The organism is Paramicrobacterium salitolerans, from assembly GCF_051513965.1.
In the GTDB taxonomy this organism is placed as follows: Bacteria; Actinomycetota; Actinomycetes; order Actinomycetales; family Microbacteriaceae; genus Paramicrobacterium.
In genome coordinates this window covers 494,317-514,456 of sequence record NZ_CP195847.1, presented here as the reverse complement: position 1 = coordinate 514,456, position 20,140 = coordinate 494,317, and the positions used below count along the sequence as shown (strand labels likewise).

8 protein-coding genes and 3 rRNA genes are annotated in these 20,140 nt (G+C 62.5%); all 11 read right to left on the bottom strand.

The annotated features are described in order from the left end of the window. Positions 1-95 precede the first annotated feature (95 nt). The 11 genes from ACSAGD_RS02435 to rpoB all read right to left on the bottom strand — a co-directional run bounded on the left by ACSAGD_RS02435 (position 96) and on the right by rpoB (position 20,043). Positions 96-815, bottom strand: coding sequence for a hypothetical protein (locus ACSAGD_RS02435; protein ID WP_437584139.1), 720 nt, complete (start codon positions 813-815; stop codon positions 96-98). Next, the gene (locus ACSAGD_RS02430; protein WP_437584138.1) at positions 812-2,416 is read right to left on the bottom strand and encodes a serine/threonine-protein kinase; all 1,605 of its coding nucleotides are present in this window, start codon (positions 2,414-2,416) and stop codon (positions 812-814) included. The genes ACSAGD_RS02435 and ACSAGD_RS02430 overlap by 4 nt, the downstream gene beginning before the upstream one ends. A 1-nt stretch (position 2,417) precedes the next feature. Beyond that, entirely contained in the window at positions 2,418-3,863 is a 1,446-nt protein-coding gene (locus ACSAGD_RS02425) for an FHA domain-containing protein (RefSeq protein WP_437584137.1), read from the bottom strand. An 11-nt stretch (positions 3,864-3,874) separates the two neighbouring features. After that, positions 3,875-4,705: a PP2C family protein-serine/threonine phosphatase gene (locus ACSAGD_RS02420; protein WP_437584136.1), complete on the bottom strand. Its 831-nt coding sequence runs from the start codon at positions 4,703-4,705 to the stop codon at positions 3,875-3,877. Positions 4,706-4,862: 157 nt separating this feature from the next. After that, positions 4,863-4,979: ribosomal RNA gene (gene rrf / locus ACSAGD_RS02415) — 5S ribosomal RNA — on the bottom strand. A gap of 94 nt (positions 4,980-5,073) precedes the next feature. Further along, positions 5,074-8,209 (bottom strand): 23S ribosomal RNA (locus tag ACSAGD_RS02410). 388 nt (positions 8,210-8,597) lie between these two features. Then, positions 8,598-10,123 (bottom strand): 16S ribosomal RNA (locus tag ACSAGD_RS02405). The 16S, 23S and 5S rRNA genes sit together here, the layout of an rRNA operon. A 597-nt stretch (positions 10,124-10,720) precedes the next feature. Next, the gene (locus ACSAGD_RS02400; RefSeq protein ID WP_437584135.1) at positions 10,721-11,758 is read right to left on the bottom strand and encodes a hypothetical protein; all 1,038 of its coding nucleotides are present in this window, start codon (positions 11,756-11,758) and stop codon (positions 10,721-10,723) included. A 102-nt stretch (positions 11,759-11,860) separates the two neighbouring features. After that, positions 11,861-12,523: a hypothetical protein gene (locus tag ACSAGD_RS02395; protein WP_437584134.1), complete on the bottom strand. Its 663-nt coding sequence runs from the start codon at positions 12,521-12,523 to the stop codon at positions 11,861-11,863. A 99-nt stretch (positions 12,524-12,622) separates the two neighbouring features. After that, on the bottom strand, positions 12,623-16,504 hold the full coding sequence (gene rpoC / locus ACSAGD_RS02390) for a DNA-directed RNA polymerase subunit beta' (protein ID WP_437584133.1): 3,882 nt from the start codon (positions 16,502-16,504) through the stop codon (positions 12,623-12,625). 47 nt (positions 16,505-16,551) lie between these two features. Then, positions 16,552-20,043, bottom strand: coding sequence for a DNA-directed RNA polymerase subunit beta (gene rpoB, locus ACSAGD_RS02385; RefSeq protein WP_437584132.1), 3,492 nt, complete (start codon positions 20,041-20,043; stop codon positions 16,552-16,554). Between the last annotated feature and the right edge of the window lie 97 nt (positions 20,044-20,140).

Sequence of the window (20,140 nt, the reverse complement as noted above, 5' to 3'; positions counted from 1 at the left end):
ACGTTCCGTCTCATCTGAGGTCTGTCTCGCACCCCACACGCGAGACAGAAAGAGCCGGAGCTTAACCTAGCACGGTCTGTGCTACCGCCAAAGTTCTATTCGGCGGCAGCCTTCTTCGCCGAGGCCTCCGCCTCGTGATCGAGCAGCACGAGGTCGCTCGGGTCTACCATCCGCGTCGACACGGCGTACTCGACCAAGCGCGATCTGCGGTTGGTCGCGAGCTTGCCGCGGCCGCCGCGCAGCCCGGGAACCCCGAACCGGTCGAGCTTGTCGCACACGTTGTCGAGCTTGCGGTTGAACGCGGTCTGCGTCCAGCCGAGACGCTCAGCGGCCTGCGCGGATGCCGGAATCTCACCGCGCCCCGGCGAGTTCTGCCGCAGCACGTCTTCCGCGAGCGCGAGGATCAGCAGTCGCTGGCTGCTCGTGAGGTGGATCGGCCCGACCGTGGTCTCGCCCGACGACGCCGACGTCAGCGGCGACGTGCCGTAGAACTGGGACTCCGCGTGGATCGTGAAGTCATAGGTCGTCGAGCCGGCGCTGAACAGCACCTGCAGCTCGTCGAACACGATCGGCAGCCTGGCACCGGGCGCAAGCCAGGCCTGAACCTGCCCGGTGCTGTCGGTCACCGTCGCGGAGAGCGCGTTGCCGACATTCACCAGCCAGTACATGCCTCCCTCGTGATCGATCGCGAGGAAGCGCCGGTGGAGGAAGGGGTTCTCGTCGATGACGAGATCACCCTCACGGCCGATGTAGAACGGCTCTTCGGGTTTCACTTCGTAGTGCTCACCGCAGAATTCGATACGTGGGGACTTCACGAGCTGCACATCTCCAGAGGTTCGCTTGACATCTTGCCGTCCGCCCGTCGAATCACGACTGACACACATACCTTAGCGCCCTCGTCGATTCCGTCCACCGTGGCACTCGGCTCGTCCGTCTGATTCTTGGGCCCTGGCTGCTCTCCGTCTGTGCGCTGCCAGACGTACATGTCGCCTTCCTGCGGGTCAGGATTCGACCATTCGAAGGTGATGCTCGTGCCATCCGAGGTCACCTTCTTGCCCATTTCGACGGGCGAAGGCACGCCGGCGACCTCGAGCGGCTCGCCCGTAGAGGTCTCAGCGGGTGCGGGGTCGTCTTCGCCTGTCAGAAAAAGGGATGCCGTCACACCGCCGCCCACGACGATGACCGCCGCGAGCGCGATCGCCCACGGCAGCATCCGTCGACGCGGCACGGGAGCGGCCGCGCTCTCCTCCGCCTGCTGCGGCGGAGCCGGAGGAACCGGGGTGGAGACGCGACGCACCGTGCGCCCTGTCTCCTGTGCGGGCGGGGCATCGGGAGTGATCGGCCGCGGACGCACGCGCGTCGCATCCGTGTCGCCCGTCGGCTCGATGACGGGCATGCGCGACCTGACGCGCGTGGCATCGTCGTCGTCCGTCGGAGCCTGCGGTCCGGAGGGCGCGATGGTCGTGACAGGACGCATCCGCGTGGCATCCTCGTCTGCACTGTTTTCCCTCGGCCGCGCGGGCGCGAGGTTCGGCACGTCGAGCGTCGTCGGCGAGTATCCGAGCTCGAGCTCGACCCGCTGAAGCGAACGCCCGAAGTCGATCGCGCTCGGAAAGCGGTCGTCGCGCCGCGTGGACATGCCGCGCCGGAGCACGGTGAGCAGCGACGCCGGAACGTCCTGCCGATCGAGCGCCATGATCGTTCCGCGTTCGATGCGTCCGATCAGGTCGATGGAGCCGTTCGGCGCTCCCGGCACCTCGAATGGGGAACGGCCCGCGAGAAGCGTGTACACCGTGGCCGCGAGCGAGAAGACGTCACTGCGCACATCGGCGGTGGGATGCTCCGCGAACATCTCCGGTGGCGACCACGGAATCGACATGCCGAGCGCCTGGTTTCCGGCATCTGCTGCCCCGCCGGCGTGGTCAGGGTCGAGCACCGATGAGATGCCGAAGTCTGCGAGGGCCGGCCAGCCGTACGCGTTCGTGAGCACGTTCGCGGGTTTGATGTCGCGGTGCAGAATGCCGGCCGAGTGGGCGGTCGCCACGGCACTGGTGACGCGGATGCCGGTGCGCAGCACGTCCACCACGCTGAACTGCCGGTACCTGTACTGCTGCGACAGGCTCGGCCCGGGGCAGTACTCCATGACGAAGTACGGCCGCCCATCGGCCGCGACCGCCGCGTTGTAGATCGTGACGATGTACGGGTGCGCCGACAGCTGGGCCATCAGATTCGCCTCGGCGACGAACGCCGCACGGGACTCGTCCGTCACTTCGTCGAGCGCGAGCACCTTGACCGCGACTTGACGCTCCGGCAGCTCCTGGCGGTACAGAAAGACGTCGCTGAACCCTCCCGAGCCGAGCAGCCGCTCCGCGTGGAGCCCGGGAATCTGCGGTGGCTGCGCCGCCTGACGGGCCATCTCAGGCCTCGACGATGCGCAGCGTGACGCCCGAGCCGAGGTCGACGGTCGTGCCCGCGATCACGGGAACCTGCTCTCCCCCGCGCAGCTGCTGCGGCGCCCGCCCCGGAGCGACGACGAGCGTGCCGTTGCTCGAGTGGAGGTCCGTGACGACCACGGCATCCCCTTCGACCGCCACGCGGACGTGGTTGCGTGAGATGTCATCGCCGGTCAGTGTGACCAGGTGAGGCAGAACGGATGCCGGAACATTCGACACGCTCGGCGCGCGGCCCAGCACCACGGGTGCGTCGAGCGGCTGCTTGCCGCCACCGGGCAGCTCGAGAACGTACTCGAACGTCGGGAGCTGCGCGGTCGCAGCGTCTCCGACCGGAAGGTGCGCGGCCTCGCGCGCTGCACGGACGTCCTCCGCGAGCACGGTCATCCCGTCGTGGTCGCCGAGCGGAGCCTCACGAGGCGCGGCGACCGGCTCTCCCGGCGTGCGCACGATCGTCGACTCGTCGATGTCTGCTCCGGGTGCCGCCGCCGGTTCGAAGTCCTCGGGCAGCAACGTCACCTCGGGCACGTCGCCCGCCAGGTCCTCCGCGTCCGGGGCGTCCTCACCGGAATCCTCGTCGTCGTGCACAGCGTATGGCTCATCGGCTCCATCGACGACCGGCTGCTCCGCCGTCACGGGTTCGAGAAGCTCGGTCGGAACAGGCGGCGGTGCGAACGGCGCTGGCGTGCCAACCTGGGTTTCGAGCGGTTCGGATGCTTCATCGTTCAGCTCGTCAGCCGAATCGTCCTGCCAGGGCGCGGCTTCCTCCGCGTCGTCCTGGTCGCCGTCTAGAACGTCCTGATCGCCGTCCTCGGTGCCCCGTTCGCCTTCCAAGGCGTCCTCGGCCTCAGCCTCGTCGATGCCGACGGGTGCGGCTGCTGTACCGGACGGCACTTCGCCCTCGTGCGCGCTCTCTGCGACCGCTGCCGCGGATGCGCCGGAGATATCGACGAACGGCGCTTCGCCATCGATCTGCACGCGGATGCCCGAGACCCACACCGCGCCGCCCGTGAGCGGAAGCGCCTGCGCCGGGTCGTCATCGCCGATCTCCAGCGCCGTAGCTCCATCCACGAGCTGCTCACCCCACCCGCTGACTCCGGTGGGCGCCACGGTCACGGGCCCGTCCGGCGTCTGAGCGGTCACGGCCGCGTCGCCGTAGACGATCACTCCGACGCCCTCCAGCGCTGCGTTCTCCTGCACCCAGAAGCACAGTGAGAACGCCGGCGTGCTCGAGAGCCCCTCAGAGGTGAGGGCGTTGAGAGCGTCATGGATGCTCAGCCGGTCGAGGTCCAGCTGCGCCACCTTCTGACGGGCGGCGTCATCGTCCCCCACCCGAGCGACGAGAACCTTCCCGCTTCCGGCGACGGCGAGCCACTCGCTCGTGGGCGCAGGTGTGTAGCTGTACTGCGTCATCTTTCCCCTCGTTACGACCGCGGCAGGGTCTCCTCCAGTGAGCCGAGACCCTTCGAGTCATGGTACCCCGGGCTCGGTGGCGTGGTGTCTGCGGAGACTGCCTCGACCACCACGGCCGACACGTTGTCACGTGCACCAGCCTCGAGGGCGCGGTCGATCAGCTGCTGGGCCCGATCCTCTCCCCCGGCGCGCAGCACGTCGGCGATCTCCTGATCGCTCAGCTCACGGACGAGACCGTCGCTGCAGACGACGAACGTCTGCTCGTGCTCTGCCGGCAGCAGCCAGACGTCAGGATCGGCGTCCTCCTCGACACCGACCGCACGAGTGACGATGTTCCGCTGCGGGTGGCGCTCTGCGTCCTCGGGCAGAAGCTTCCCTTCGTCGATCAGCTCTTGAACCGCGGAGTGATCAACCGTGATCTGTCGCAGCTGGTCGTCTTCGAAGATGTACACGCGGGAGTCGCCGATGTTGAAGACCATCCAGTGACAGTCCGCCTGGCTCGAGAGCGAGACGAGCGCCACGCCGGCGACAGTGCTGCCAGCGACTCCGATATCGTCGGCCCAGCCGAGAATGCGTGAGTTCGCGGCCGTGATGGCGGTGAAGACGGCTTCGGGTGTCGTCGGCCCATCGGAGCGGATGCTCAGTTGCAGCTGCTCTGTGATGGCCCTGCTGGCCTCGTCACCACGTCTGTGCCCGCCCATACCGTCTGCGACGGCGTAGAGCGGCGGGGAGACGACGATGGAGTCTTCGTTGACGCGGCGCTTACGGCCGACGTCAGTGCAGCCGACTGCTCGGATCTCAACCCGTGACCGGGGTAGAACGTATTCGGTACGGGTCGCCATAGTGGATAAGCCTAATGATCTGGAAGGCGGAGTCCCATGGGGAGGACTCCCCATTCACCTGCATGAAACCTACCGCTGCTCGGCGGGTTTTGGTGGGTTAAATAGTTTGAGGCCGCCCCGGGGTGCGGGGTGGCCTCAAACTGTTTTATAAAGTTATGTCCGGCGGTGTCCTACTCTCCCACAGGGTCCCCCCTGCAGTACCATCGGCGCTGAGAGCCTTAGCTTCCGGGTTCGGAATGTGACCGGGCGTTTCCCTCTCGCTATGACCGCCGTAACAGTCTTTGACGCTATGAACACACATCGTGTGTTGTTTGGTTCTGACCGTGCGTCAGGAACCACAAAGTGGACGCGAACACGCAAGTGTTGTTGTTATCAAGTTATCGGCTTATTAGTACCAGTCAGCTACACACATTGCTGTGCTTCCACATCTGGCCTATCAACCCAGTCGTCTAGCTGGGAGCCTCTCCACCCACAAGGGGTGATGGAAATCTCATCTTGAGGCCGGCTTCCCGCTTAGATGCTTTCAGCGGTTATCCATCCCGAACGTAGCTAATCAGCGATGCCACTGGCGTGACAACTGACATACCAGAGGTTCGTCCAACCCGGTCCTCTCGTACTAGGGTCAGATCCTCTCAAATTTCCTGCGCGCGCAGCGGATAGGGACCGAACTGTCTCACGACGTTCTAAACCCAGCTCGCGTACCGCTTTAATGGGCGAACAGCCCAACCCTTGGGACCTACTCCAGCCCCAGGATGCGACGAGCCGACATCGAGGTGCCAAACCATGCCGTCGATATGGACTCTTGGGCAAGATCAGCCTGTTATCCCCGAGGTACCTTTTATCCGTTGAGCGACAGCGCTTCCACAAGCCACTGCCGGATCACTAGTCCCGACTTTCGTCCCTGCTCGACCTGTCAGTCTCACAGTCAAGCTCCCTTGTGCACTTACACTCGCCACCTGATTGCCAACCAGGTTGAGGGAACCTTTGGGCGCCTCCGTTACTCTTTAGGAGGCAACCGCCCCAGTTAAACTACCCACCAGGCACTGTCCCTGAACCGGATCACGGTTCGAAGTTAGATATCCAGAATGACCAGAGTGGTATTTCAACAACGACTCCACGAACACTGGCGTGCCCGCTTCAAAGTCTCCCACCTATCCTACACAAGCCACACCGAACACCAATACCAAGCTGTAGTAAAGGTCACGGGGTCTTTCCGTCCTCGCGCGTAACGAGCATCTTTACTCGTAATGCAATTTCGCCGAGTTCGTGGTTGAGACAGCTGGGAAGTCGTTACGCCATTCGTGCAGGTCGGAACTTACCCGACAAGGAATTTCGCTACCTTAGGATGGTTATAGTTACCACCGCCGTTTACTGGGGCTTAAATTCACAGCTTCACCCTCAAAGGGTTGACCGTTCCTCTTAACCTTCCAGCACCGGGCAGGCGTCAGTCCGTATACATCGTCTTGCGACTTGGCACGGACCTGTGTTTTAGTAAACAGTCGCTTCCCACTGGTCTCTGCGGCCACCACACCCTTTCGGCGCAAGGCCTAATAAGTGGATGGCCCCCCTTCTCCCGAAGTTACGGGGGCATTTTGCCGAGTTCCTTAACCACGATTCTCTCGATCTCCTTAGTATTCTCTACCTGACCACCTGTGTCGGTTTGGGGTACGGCGCTAGAACCTCGCGTCGATGCTTTTCTCGGCAGCATAGGATCATCGGATCATACCCTTTACGGGTTCCCCTTCAGCTCTCAACCACATAGGAGACGGATTTGCCTATCTCCCGGCCTACAGCCTTGGCCTGGGACAACCATCGCCCAGGACCGACTACCTTCCTGCGTCACACCTGTTAACACGCTAGCCGCACCAGCACGGGGTCGAGCGTTCACCGAAACCATCCACACCCCCAAAAGGGGACGCTTCAAGAAACGGCTAGGACTCTTAGCACCACTGGATTAGCTCGGGCGGTTCTTCGCCGGTACGGGAATATCAACCCGTTGTCCATCGACTACGCCTGTCGGCCTCGCCTTAGGTCCCGACTTACCCAGGGCGGATTAACCTGGCCCTGGAACCCTTGGTCTTCCGGAGGACGGGTTTCTCACCCGTCTTTCGCTACTCATGCCTGCATTCTCACTCGTGTAGCCTCCACGGCTGGGTCACCCCGCCGCTTCACCGGCCACACGACGCTCTCCTACCCATCAACACACCTGAACCAACACCACAAGGGTGCGGCTTAGTTACCTATGTCAATGCCACAACTTCGGTGGCGTGCTTGAGCCCCGTTACATTGTCGGCGCGGAATCACTTGACCAGTGAGCTATTACGCACTCTTTCAAGGATGGCTGCTTCTAAGCCAACCTCCTGGTTGTCTCTGCAACTCCACATCCTTTCCCACTTAGCACGCGCTTAGGGACCTTAGATGGTGGTCTGGGTTGTTTCCCCTCTCGACGATGAAGCTTATCCCCCACCGTCTCACTGCTGCGCTCTCACTTACCGGCATTCGGAGTTTGGCTGACGTCAGTAACCTGTTGAGGCCCATCGGCCATCCAGTAGCTCTACCTCCGGTAAGAAACACACAACGCTGCACCTAAATGCATTTCGGAGAGAACCAGCTATCACGAAGTTTGATTGGCCTTTCACCCCTATCCACAGCTCATCCCCTCCATTTTCAACTGAAGTGGGTTCGGCCCTCCACGACGTCTTACCGTCGCTTCAGCCTGGCCATGGATAGATCACTTCGCTTCGGGTCTAGAACACGCGACTCAACGCCCTATTCAGACTCGCTTTCGCTACGGCTACCCCACACGGGTTAACCTCGCCACGTATCACTAACTCGCAGGCTCATTCTTCAAAAGGCACGCTGTCACCCCAACAAGGAGGCTCCAACGGATTGTAAGCAAACGGTTTCAGGTACTATTTCACTCCCCCTCCCGGGGTACTTTTCACCTTTCCCTCACGGTACTTGTCCGCTATCGGTCATCTGGGAGTATTTAGGCTTATCAGGTGGTCCTGACAGATTCACACGGGATTTCTCGGGCCCCGTGCTACTTGGGATACTTTCCACGCGATCACAGCATTTCGGCTACGGGGTTCGCACCCTCTCTGACCGGCCATTCAAAACCGTTCGCCTATACCATTCACAACGCCCACCACGTGTCAGCGTGATAAGGAAAGTCCCACAACCCCGACCATGCAACCCCTGACAGGTATCACACACAACCGGTTTAGCCTCCTCCGGGTTCGCTCGCCACTACTACCGGAATCACTATTGTTTTCTCTTCCTGTGGGTACTGAGATGTTTCACTTCCCCACGTTCCCTCTACCCGCCCTATACATTCAGACGGGAGTAACCAGGACACTCGAAAGCGCCTGACCAGGTTTCCCCATTCGGAAATCCTCGGATCAAAGCTCGTTTATCAGCTCCCCGAGGCTTATCGCAGATTACGACGTCCTTCTTCGGCTCCAGATGCCAAGGCATCCACCGTTTGCTCTTAGAAACTTGAAACAACATGAGCATGAATCAAAAAAATCAACAAAGAAAAATTGACCATGTTTAGGACACAAAAATGTGCCCAAAGATGCTCGCGTCCACTGTGTAGTTCTCAACGTACGGTCGGCACTCACCCTCACACGCACAAAACGCGCTCAGACAAGTCCAAGAAACCCGCAACCCCCACCACAACGGCAGGGAAAGCCCGGTCCCTCAGGACCCAATAACGTGCACGCCCCACACCACAAGACACAACCCTTTCCAACCAGAAAAACCGGCGTACTCAGACCACACCCCGCAGCACGGAGCCACATCAAATGTTCCACCCATGAGCTCACCAGCCACACCACTCGGCATGGAACTGGCACTCTGACAACCCAAACGAGTTGCAGTTGCTCCTTAGAAAGGAGGTGATCCAGCCGCACCTTCCGGTACGGCTACCTTGTTACGACTTAGTCCTAATTACCGGTCCCACCTTCGACAGCTCCCTCCCACAAGGGGTTAGGCCACCGGCTTCGGGTGTTACCGACTTTCATGACTTGACGGGCGGTGTGTACAAGGCCCGGGAACGTATTCACCGCAGCGTTGCTGATCTGCGATTACTAGCGACTCCGACTTCACGTAGTCGAGTTGCAGACTACGATCCGAACTGGGACCAGCTTTTTGGGATTCGCTCCACCTCACGGTATCGCCGCCCATTGTACTGGCCATTGTAGCATGCGTGAAGCCCAAGACATAAGGGGCATGATGATTTGACGTCATCCCCACCTTCCTCCGAGTTGACCCCGGCAGTATCCCATGAGTTCCCACCATAACGTGCTGGCAACATAGAACGAGGGTTGCGCTCGTTGCGGGACTTAACCCAACATCTCACGACACGAGCTGACGACAACCATGCACCACCTGTATACCGACCTTACGGGGCGACCATCTCTGGCCGTTTCCGGTATATGTCAAGCCTTGGTAAGGTTCTTCGCGTTGCATCGAATTAATCCGCATGCTCCGCCGCTTGTGCGGGCCCCCGTCAATTCCTTTGAGTTTTAGCCTTGCGGCCGTACTCCCCAGGCGGGGAACTTAATGCGTTAGCTGCGACACGGAGACCGTGGAAAGGCCCCCACATCTAGTTCCCAACGTTTACGGGGTGGACTACCAGGGTATCTAAGCCTGTTTGCTCCCCACCCTTTCGCTCCTCAGCGTCAGTAGCGGCCCAGAGATCTGCCTTCGCCATCGGTGTTCCTCCTGATATCTGCGCATTCCACCGCTACACCAGGAATTCCAATCTCCCCTACCGCACTCTAGTCTGCCCGTACCCACTGCAGGCCCGAGGTTGAGCCTCGGGATTTCACAGCAGACGCGACAAACCGCCTACGAGCTCTTTACGCCCAATAATTCCGGACAACGCTCGCACCCTACGTATTACCGCGGCTGCTGGCACGTAGTTAGCCGGTGCTTTTTCTGCAGGTACCGTCACAAAAGCTTCTTCCCTGCCAAAAGAGGTTTACAACCCGAAGGCCGTCATCCCCCACGCGGCGTTGCTGCATCAGGCTTTCGCCCATTGTGCAATATTCCCCACTGCTGCCTCCCGTAGGAGTCTGGGCCGTGTCTCAGTCCCAGTGTGGCCGGTCACCCTCTCAGGCCGGCTACCCGTCGTCGCCTTGGTAAGCCATTACCTCACCAACAAGCTGATAGGCCGCGAGTCCATCCCCAACCAGTAAACCCTTTCCACCCACAGACCATGCGGCCATGAGTCATATCCAGTATTAGACACCGTTTCCAGCGCTTATCCCAGAGTCAGGGGCAGGTTACTCACGTGTTACTCACCCGTTCGCCACTAATCCACAAGAGCAAGCTCCTGCTTCATCGTTCGACTTGCATGTGTTAAGCACGCCGCCAGCGTTCGTCCTGAGCCAGGATCAAACTCTCCGTAAATGCATAAACACTGACCAGCAAAACCAGCCAGCAAACATAAACACGCCCCCAACCAAAAAAGCCAGGAACACGAGTTCAACCATGACAAACAAACATCATTGCTGACATTCGCTATCAATCAATTTCAAAGGAATCTCAAACCCAGACAAAAGCCCAGGCCGAGGTTCAAAAATTGGCATTTGACATGTGCACGCTATTGAGTTCTCAAGGACCAGACGCACCCGAACACCACCCCAACAAAAGGGCAACCGCTCGGAGCAACCTCTCTACCTTACCACAACCAAAACCAGTTCAGGACCACACGCCGTGTCTTCGTCAACTCGTTACAAGTGAGAAAAGTCACGCCGATGCAGCCCTGCATTTCGGAAGTGGGAGTATCCATCTTATGCCGTGAGAGACGGCAACTCAAGATCGTTCAGATCTGAGGAGGATTTCGCCGATTGAGACCCGCTAGCTCTTCCGCTCTGCGGCGCCTTTGTGGCGACGAATGAATACTTTACGCACACTCCGGGGTCCTGCCAAATCACGATGCATTCCCGGGCGTGTCGGATGTGGCATCCTGCTCTCACACCCGCGGAATCGCGGGGATCTCGCGGCTCAGACGCTCTCGTCGAGCTTGCGCTCGTACTCGTCACGCGCCTCACGATTGCGGGCGGCCACTCGACGGCCACGAGCCGACGTCCAGGCGCCGAACCAGATCGGGATCTCTCGACCGAGGATGAAGGCGGCGATGGCCGGCCACGTCAGGAGCTGCTCGAGGACGTACTGGAGCACCCGGTTCGACGGCACCGACATGGCGTCCTGCACGAGGGAGCCGCCGATCCATCCCGCATAGGCGAAGATCGCGATGAACAGTCCACCAAGGACCCAGGACCACCAGCCGGCGCGGTTCACGATGAGGGCGACGAGGATCAGCCCGATGAAGAACATGCCGACCGCGATCAGGAACGCCGGCGACAATGCGATCGCCAACGGATCGAGCGCCTCGCCCCCGAGGACCCGGAGGAGCACGAGCACCCCGAACAGCGCCGCAGCGAAGATCACGGCCTGGATGAGACCGATGCCGATGCCAGCCCAGCGGTTTCCCTTGCGCTTCGGCTCTTCGGGAAGTTCGACGTACTGGTTCGACGCCGGGAGGACCGTGCCGCGGCGCTCGTCAGCCGGCGCGGTGTCGTATGCCGCGGTCGGCTCCGGACCGGTGATCAGATGCTCAGTCTGGGCATCCGTCGAGTATGCCTCGGTGACGGTGCGATCTCTTCGGGCCGCCTCTGCCTCGCGCGCATAGGGGTATTCCTCGGTCGGATCGTCGTTCGCCGTGGACGACATCCGCTGCGTCTGCGCGTCGGACTCCGCACCGTGGGAGATCCGCTCCGTCGCGGCATCCTGCTGACCTACTCGGTCTCCGTCCGCCGCGCCCGACGCCGATGCTCCCCCAGCGACGGCGTTCGTCTCTGGACTCGGAGTCGACGTCGTCGCATCAGCCCTGCGCTCCGGGGAGCTCTCGACGTTCGTGACCTTCTCGGTCGGTGCGCCGTTCGCGTCAGACTCAGGCGTGGACGCGATGGGATCGCTCCCGGTCGTCGGCTTCTCCGGCGTGCTGTCCTCCGGGCGTGACGATGAGTTCGGATCGCTCATGACGGCCTCCTCCGCGGTCGGGGTCGCTTGCCGTCACTGTACTGCGAGGGGCGCGCCGGCTACAGGGGGTTGCGGCGTGTCGGGAAGGTTCTCAGCATCGACTCACTCGGCCGCGTCATCGGGCCAGAGCGTGTCGATCATGTCGGGCGTGTAGCCGCTCGGCGCGAAGTTTACCCACTTCGTGGCGAGCCACACACCCTCGCGGAGGAAGTGCGATTCTCCGTAGCGTGTACCGCCTTCGGTGAACGATGTGAGGCAGCGCGTGCCCTGATCTTCCTCGGAGCAGCTGAAGCCAGCGGCATCCATGCGATCGCGAACCGCCTGCACGCCCGCGTCATCGAGACGCACGACGCTCGTTGTGAGGCCGTAGTCACCCGCATAGCCCCAGCTGCACTCCAGATGCTGAGGCGCCTGCGAGATGAGTGTCTGGAGCTCTCCATCGCCGGTTCCCACGCTGTCCGCCATCGACGGATCGTTGAGCGGGAGACCCGTGTTCGTGAGCTGCGTCATCATCTCGGGTGAGTACAGCTCCTCGCAGGTCGCCGGATTCGGACCGGCCAGCGTCGGTCCCGGCTGATTCTCCGGCAGAGGACGCTCCTCGTCCGCGGGAGGAGCGGCCGACTTCTGGGGCTTCTCCTCACTGCCGGATGCGGACACCAGTGAGGAGACCAGAGCTCCGCTGGCGACGACGAGAACGGCGATCACCACCGTGGCGATGATGAACCACGTGCGCGACGAACGACCGGGCGTCTCTGAGTCGCTCATGCGCGTGTCTTTCCGTGCGTGATCATCGTCTCGATCATAACCGGTGAAAGACAGCGAAGGAGGGCCCCTTTCGGGGCCCTCCTCCTGGCTGGGCAGCCGTTAGCTGTACGTGCCCGGGTTGAAGTCGTCGCTCGAGAAGCTGTCGAAGTCGACGAACGACAGGTCGGACTCGCTGAAGGAGCCGTCATCCGCGAAGATGCGGTTCGGGTACCGCTCAGCCTTGGCCTCCTCGGTCGCCTCGACAGCGACGTTGCGGTACTTGGCGAGGCCTGTACCGGCCGGGATGAGCTTACCGATGATGACGTTCTCCTTGAGCCCGATCAGCGGGTCGCGCTTGCCTTCCATGGCGGCCTGCGTCAGAACGCGGGTCGTCTCCTGGAAGGATGCGGCCGACAGCCACGACTCGGTCGCGAGCGAAGCCTTGGTGATACCCATGACCTCCTGACGCGCGGATGCCGTGCGCTTGCCCTCAGCGAGAGCACCGCGGTTGAGCTCGTTGTACCGCGAACGGTCCACCAGCTCACCGGGCAGCAGCTCGGTGTCACCGTGGTCGACGACAGTGACCTTGCGGAGCATCTGGCGCACGATGACCTCGATGTGCTTGTCGTGGATCGGCACACCCTGCGAACGGTAGACGTCCTGGACTCCGCCGACGAGGTGCTTCTGGACCTCACGGACGCCCTGAACGCGCAGGACTTCCTTCGGGTCGATCGCACCGACGTGGAGCGGCTGACCGAGCTCGACGTGCTGGCCGTCCTCGATGAGGAGCGTCGCACGCTTCAGCACCGGGTACACCACGGGCTCGTCACCGTTGTCGGGGGTGAGAATGACCTTACGGCTCTTCTCGGTCTCCTCGATCGTGACGCGTCCCGCAGCCTCGGCGATCGGTGTCGCACCCTTCGGGGTCCGAGCCTCGAACAGCTCCTGGACACGCGGCAGACCCTGCGTGATGTCGTCAGCCGATGCGGAACCACCTGTGTGGAACGTACGCATCGTCAGCTGCGTACCGGGCTCACCGATCGACTGTGCAGCGATCGTACCGATCGCCTCACCGATGTCGACGAGCTGACCGGTCGCGAGCGAACGGCCGTAGCACGCGGCGCAGACGCCGATGCTCGACTCACACGTGAGGACCGAACGAACCTTGATCGACTCGATGCCGGCCTCCACGAGGCGGTCGATGAGAACGTCACCCACGTCGTCGCCAGCCGCGGCAACCACGTTGCCCTCGGCATCCACAGCGTCAGCTGCGAGCGAGCGAGCGAACACCGAGTTCTCGACGTTCGGGTCGCGGACGAGGGTGCCCTGCGAGTCGAACGACGCGATCGGGAGCTCGAGGCCCTTCGACGTGCCACAGTCCTTCTCACGGATGATGACATCCTGCGAGACGTCCACCAGACGACGCGTGAGGTACCCCGAGTCCGCCGTACGGAGAGCCGTGTCAGCAAGACCCTTACGAGCACCGTGCGTCGCGATGAAGTACTCGGCGACCGTCAGACCCTCGCGGTAGCTCGAGAGGATCGGACGCGGGATGATGCCACCCTTCGGGTCGTTCACCAGACCGCGCATACCCGCGATGTTGCGGATCTGCAGCCAGTTACCACGAGCGCCGGAGGACACCATGCGGTTGATGGTGTTGTCAGCCGGGAACGCGTCGCGCATGGCCTGCGCAACCTCGTCGGTCGCCTCGGTCCAGATCTTGATGAGCTCCTGACGACGCTCGGCGTCGGTGGTGAGACCCTTGTCGAACTGGCCCTGGACCTTCGCCGCCTGCTTCTCGTACTTGGCGACGATGTCCTTCTTGCTCGCCGGCGTGATGATGTCGCTGAGTGCGACGGTCACGCCCGAGCGGGTCGCCCAGTGGAAGCCGGCATCCTTGATGTTGTCAAGGGTGGTGGCGGTCTCGGTCTTCGAGTAGCGCTCCGCGAGGTCGTTGACGATCGACGAGAGCTTGCCCTTGTCGGCGACCTCGTTCACGAACGGGTAGTCCGCGGGGAGCGCCTCGTTGAACAGTGCGCGACCGAGCGTCGTCTCGAAGATGAACTGCTCACCCTCGACGAAGCCCTCCGGGGCCTCCTCGGGGCGGAAGTGCAGTCCGTCGAGACGGATGCGGACCTTCGCGTTGAGGTGCAGCGTGCCCTGGTCGTGCGCGAGGATCGCCTCGGCGATGCTCGAGAACGCGCGGCCCTCTCCGACAGCACCCTCGGTGAGAGTCGTCAGGTGGTGCAGACCGATGATCATGTCCTGGCTAGGCAGGGTGACCGGACGACCGTCCGACGGCTTGAGGATGTTGTTCGACGCGAGCATCAGCACGCGAGCCTCGGCCTGAGCCTCGACCGACAGCGGCAGGTGGACAGCCATCTGGTCACCGTCGAAGTCTGCGTTGAACGCAGCACACACGAGCGGGTGGAGCTGAATGGCCTTGCCCTCGACCAGCTGCGGCTCGAAGGCCTGGATGCCGAGGCGGTGCAGCGTCGGTGCACGGTTGAGCAGCACCGGGCGCTCGCGGATGATCTCCTCGAGGACATCCCAGACCTCGGGACGAGCACGCTCGACCATGCGCTTCGCGGCCTTGATGTTCTGAGCGTGGCTCAGGTCGATCAGGCGCTTGATGACGAACGGCTTGAACAGCTCGAGAGCCATCTGCTTCGGCAGACCACACTGGTGCAGCTTGAGCTGCGGACCCACCACGATGACCGAACGGCCCGAGTAGTCCACACGCTTACCGAGCAGGTTCTGACGGAAGCGACCCTGCTTACCCTTGAGCATGTCGCTCAGGGACTTGAGGGCGCGGTTGCCGGTTCCGGTGACGGGACGACCGCGGCGGCCGTTGTCGAACAGCGCGTCGACGGCCTCCTGCAGCATCCGCTTCTCGTTGTTCACGATGATCTCGGGAGCACCGAGATCGAGCAGACGACGCAGACGGTTGTTGCGGTTGATCACACGACGGTAGAGGTCGTTGAGGTCGCTTGTCGCGAAGCGGCCACCGTCGAGCTGCACCATCGGGCGAAGCTCCGGCGGGATCACGGGAACGACGTCGAGCACCATCGCAGCCGGCGAGGTGCCGGTCTGCAGGAATGCGTTGACGACCTTGAGGCGCTTGATGGCGCGGATCTTCTTCTGGCCCTTGCCCTCGGCGATCTGCAGGTGCAGCGAGTCAGCCTCGGCCTGCAGGTCGAAGGTCTCGAGACGCTTCTGGATGCCCTCGGCGCCCATGTAGGCCTCGAAGTACATTCCATAGCGGTCCTGGAGCTCGTGGAAGACGGTGTCCTCCGGCTTGAGCTCGCCGACCTTGAGGTTGCGGAAGTCCTCCCACACGCGCTCGAGCTGACCGATCTGCTCGTCGTAGGACTTGCGGAGCTGAGTCATCTCCTTCTCAGCGGCATCCTTCGTGCGACGCTTCTGGTCGGCCTTCGCGCCTTCCTCCTCGAGCGCTGCGAGGTCGTCCTCGAGCTTCTTCAGACGGTCGGCGACCTGCGCGTCACGCTGGTCAGCGAGCGTCTTCAGCTCGAGACGGAGCTCGTTCTCGAGACCCGGCATGTCAGCATGACGAGCCTCGTCGTCAACGCTGATGACCATGTAGGCCGCGAAGTAGATGACCTTCTCGAGGTCCTTCGGCGCCATGTCGAGCAGGTAGCCGAGGCGCGAGGGAACACCCTTGAAGTACCAGATGTGAGTGACCGGAGCGGCGAGCTCGATGTGACCCATGCGCTCGCGACGGACCGAGGACTTCGTGACCTCGACTCCACAGCGCTCACACACGATGCCCTTGAACCGCACGCGCTTGTACTTACCGCAGCCACACTCCCAGTCGCGGCTCGGTCCGAAGATCTGCTCACCGAACAGGCCGTCCTTCTCGGGCTTCAGGGTGCGGTAGTTGATGGTCTCGGGCTTCTTGACCTCGCCGTACGACCAGCGACGGATGTCGTCACCGGTAGCCAGGCCAATGCGAAGCTCGTCAAAAGTTGTTGCGTCGAGCAATTTCTCTCCTGAAATTCTCTTGTGAGGTTTCTACAGTGGCCAGGCGATCAGATCTCGTCAATCGACGAGGATTCGAACCTGGAGGAAATGTTGATACCGAGCTCTTCGGCCGCGCGGAACGCGTCGTCGTCGGTGTCGCGCAGGCTGACCGCCGTGCCGTCCGCGGACAGCACCTCGACGTTCAGGCAGAGCGACTGCATCTCCTTCATGAGGACCTTGAAGCTCTCGGGGATGCCGGGCTCCTGGATGTTCTCGCCCTTGACGATCGACTCGTACACCTTGACGCGGCCGAGGATGTCGTCGGACTTGATCGTGAGGAGCTCCTGCAGCGCGTACGCGGCGCCGTAGGCCTCGAGTGCCCACACCTCCATCTCACCGAAGCGCTGTCCACCGAACTGCGCCTTACCACCGAGCGGCTGCTGGGTGATCATCGAGTACGGTCCCGTCGAACGGGCGTGGATCTTGTCGTCCACGAGGTGGTGCAGCTTCAGGATGTACATGTAGCCCACCGAGATCGGGTCCGGGAACGGCTCACCCGAGCGGCCGTCGAACAGACGGGTCTTTCCGCTCGAGCCGATGAGGCGCTCACCGTCGCGGTTCGGCAGCGTCGAGTCGAGCAGACCGGAGATCTCGTGCTCCTCCGCACCGTCGAACACCGGCGTCGCGACCTTGGTTCCCGGCGTGCCCTCGCGGGTCTCCGCCGGAAGCTCCTTCGCCCACTCCGGGTTGCCCTCGACCTTCCAGCCCTGGTTTGCGATCCACCCAAGGTGGGTCTCGAGGACCTGACCGAAGTTCATCCGGCCGGGAATGCCGAGCGGGTTCAGGATGATGTCGACCGGAGTTCCGTCGGCAAGGAACGGCATGTCCTCGACCGGCAGGATCTTCGAGATGACGCCCTTGTTTCCGTGGCGGCCGGCGAGCTTGTCGCCCTCGGTGATCTTGCGCTTCTGCGCGATGTAGACCACGACGCGGCGGTTGACGCCCGAGCCGAGCTCGTCGTCGCCCTCTTCGGCGTTGAACTCCTTGACGGAGATGACCGTTCCGCTCTCACCGTGAGGAACCTTGAGGCTCGTGTCACGAACCTCGCGGCTCTTCTCGTTGAAGATCGCGCGGAGCAGGCGCTCCTCGGCGCTCAGCTCGGTCTCACCCTTCGGCGTGACCTTGCCGACGAGGATGTCGCCGGGGCTGACCTCGGCACCGATGCGGATGATGCCGCGCTCGTCGAGGTCCTTCAGGAGGTCCGGGCTCACGTTCGGGAGATCGCGCGTGATCTCCTCCTTGCCGAGCTTCGTGTCACGGGCATCCACCTCGTACTCCTCGATGTGAATCGAGCTGAGAGTGTCGTCCTTCACCACGTTCTGGCTGAGGATGATGGCGTCCTCGAAGTTGAGGCCCTCCCACGGCATGAACGCCACGAGCAGGTTCTTTCCGAGTGCGAGCTCGCCGTTCTCGGTCGCGGGACCGTCGGCGATGACCTCGCCTGCCTCGACCCGGTCACCCTCGTTGACGATGACGCGGTGGTTGTAGCTGTTGCCCTGGTTGGAGCGGACGAACTTGTCGAGGTAGTAGGTCTTCGTGCCGCCCTCGTCGAGCTGCAGCGTGACGGCGTCGGCCGAAACCTGAGAGACCACGCCCGCCTTGTCTGCGGTGATGACCTCACCAGCGTCGACGGCGGCGTAACCCTCCATACCGGTTCCGACGTACGGCGACTCACTGCGGAGCAGCGGCACAGCCTGACGCTGCATGTTCGCACCCATGAGGGCACGGTTCGCGTCGTCGTGCTCGAGGAACGGGATGAGCGAGGTTCCGACGGAGACCATCTGGCGCGGGGAGACGTCCATGTAGGCGATCTCCTCGACGGGGACGAGGTCGACCTCGCCGTCTTCCTTACGAGCCAGAACGCGGTCGTCGCGGAACGTGTTGTCATCGTTCAGCACCGCGTTGGCCTGAGCGACGATGTAGTCCTCTTCTTCCATCGCGGTGAGGTAGTCGACCTTGTCGGTGACCTTGCCGTTCTCGATGCGACGGTACGGGGTCTCGATGAAGCCGAACGCGTTGATGCGCGCGAATGTCGCGAGCGAGCCGATCAGACCGATGTTCGGGCCTTCAGGCGTCTCGATCGGGCACATGCGGCCGTAGTGCGACGGGTGGACGTCACGAACCTCGACGCCTGCGCGCTCACGCGACAGACCACCGGGGCCCAGCGCCGAGAGGCGGCGCTTGTGCGTGAGACCCGCGAGCGGGTTGTTCTGGTCCATGAACTGCGACAGCTGAGAGGTTCCGAAGAACTCCTTGATCGCGGCGACGACCGGACGCACGTTGATGAGCGTCTGCGGCGTGATCGCCTCGATGTCCTGCGTGGTCATGCGCTCGCGGACGACGCGCTCCATGCGGGACAGACCAGTGCGGACCTGGTTCTGGATGAGCTCGCCGACGGCGCGGATGCGACGGTTGCCGAAGTTGTCGATGTCATCGACGTCGAGGCGGATATCGGCCGGCTTGCCGTTGCGGACGCCCTCGAAGCTGGTCTCGCCTGCGTGCAGACGGACGAGGTACTTGATGGTCGCGACGACGTCTTCGACCGTGAGCACCGAGTCGCTGAGAGGAGCGTCGAGACCGAGCTTCTTGTTGATCTTGTAGCGACCGACCTTGGCGAGGTCGTAGCGCTTCGGGTTGAAGTAGAAGTTGTCGAGAAGCGCGCGGGCCGCCTCAGCAGCCACCTGCTCGCCCGGACGCAGCTTGCGGTAGATGTCGCGCAGCGCGTCTTCCTTGGTGAGGATCGGGTCCTTCTCGAGTGTCGAGGCGATCGACTCGTAACCCTCGAACTCCGCGAGGATCTCCTCGCTCGTGAGACCGAGCGCCTTGAGGAAGGTCGTGACCGACTGCTTGCGCTTGCGGTCGATGCGGACGCCGACCTGGTCGCGCTTGTCGATCTCGAACTCGAGCCATGCGCCGCGGCTCGGGATGACGCGTGCCGAGAAGACATCCTTGTCGCTGGTCTTCTCAGGGGTGCGCTCGAAGTAGACACCGGGGCTGCGGACGAGCTGCGACACGACGACGCGCTCGGTTCCGTTGATGATGAAGGTGCCCTTCTCGGTCATGAGCGGGAAGTCGCCCATGAAGACCGTCTGGGTCTTGATCTCACCGGTGAGGTGGTTCATGAACTCCGCCTCGACATACAGCGGAGCCGCGTACGTCTTGCCGCGCTCGGTGCACTCCTCGATGGAGTACTTCTCGGGCTCGAGGTAGGGGTTCGCGAAGGACAGCTGCATCGTCTCGCCGAGGTCCTCGATGGGCGAGATCTCTTCGAAGATCTCCTCGAGGCCGGACTGGGACGGCAGGTCCTTGCGCTCGGACTCCGCCGTGTTCTCGACGCGGTCCTTCCAGTTGTCGTTGCCGACGAGCCAATCGAAGCTCTCGGTCTGAAGTGCCAGAAGATCCGGGACGGTCAGCGTGTCACTGATCTTGGCGAATGAAGGCCGGTGTGCGTTCCGGCCGTTCTTGGGTGTCGATGTGGTTGCGTTGCGCGCAGCAGCCAAGGGATATAACCTCCGTGGGCCCCGTCGGGCCTAGTTACAATCAGTAATGGAGTACTCGCCTCACGCCATGTGAAACTGTGCGTCGCGCGGAACACGA

Excerpts from the sequence above, each read along its gene's own strand:
- ACSAGD_RS02430 (WP_437584138.1), bottom strand. The coding sequence starts at position 2,416 with ATGGCCCGTCAGGCGGCGCAGCCACCGCAGATTCCCGGGCTCCACGCG.
- ACSAGD_RS02425 (WP_437584137.1), bottom strand. The coding sequence starts at position 3,863 with ATGACGCAGTACAGCTACACACCTGCGCCCACGAGCGAGTGGCTCGCC.
- ACSAGD_RS02400 (WP_437584135.1), bottom strand. The coding sequence starts at position 11,758 with ATGAGCGATCCGAACTCATCGTCACGCCCGGAGGACAGCACGCCGGAG.
- ACSAGD_RS02420 (WP_437584136.1), bottom strand. The coding sequence starts at position 4,705 with ATGGCGACCCGTACCGAATACGTTCTACCCCGGTCACGGGTTGAGATC.
- ACSAGD_RS02395 (WP_437584134.1), bottom strand. The coding sequence starts at position 12,523 with ATGAGCGACTCAGAGACGCCCGGTCGTTCGTCGCGCACGTGGTTCATC.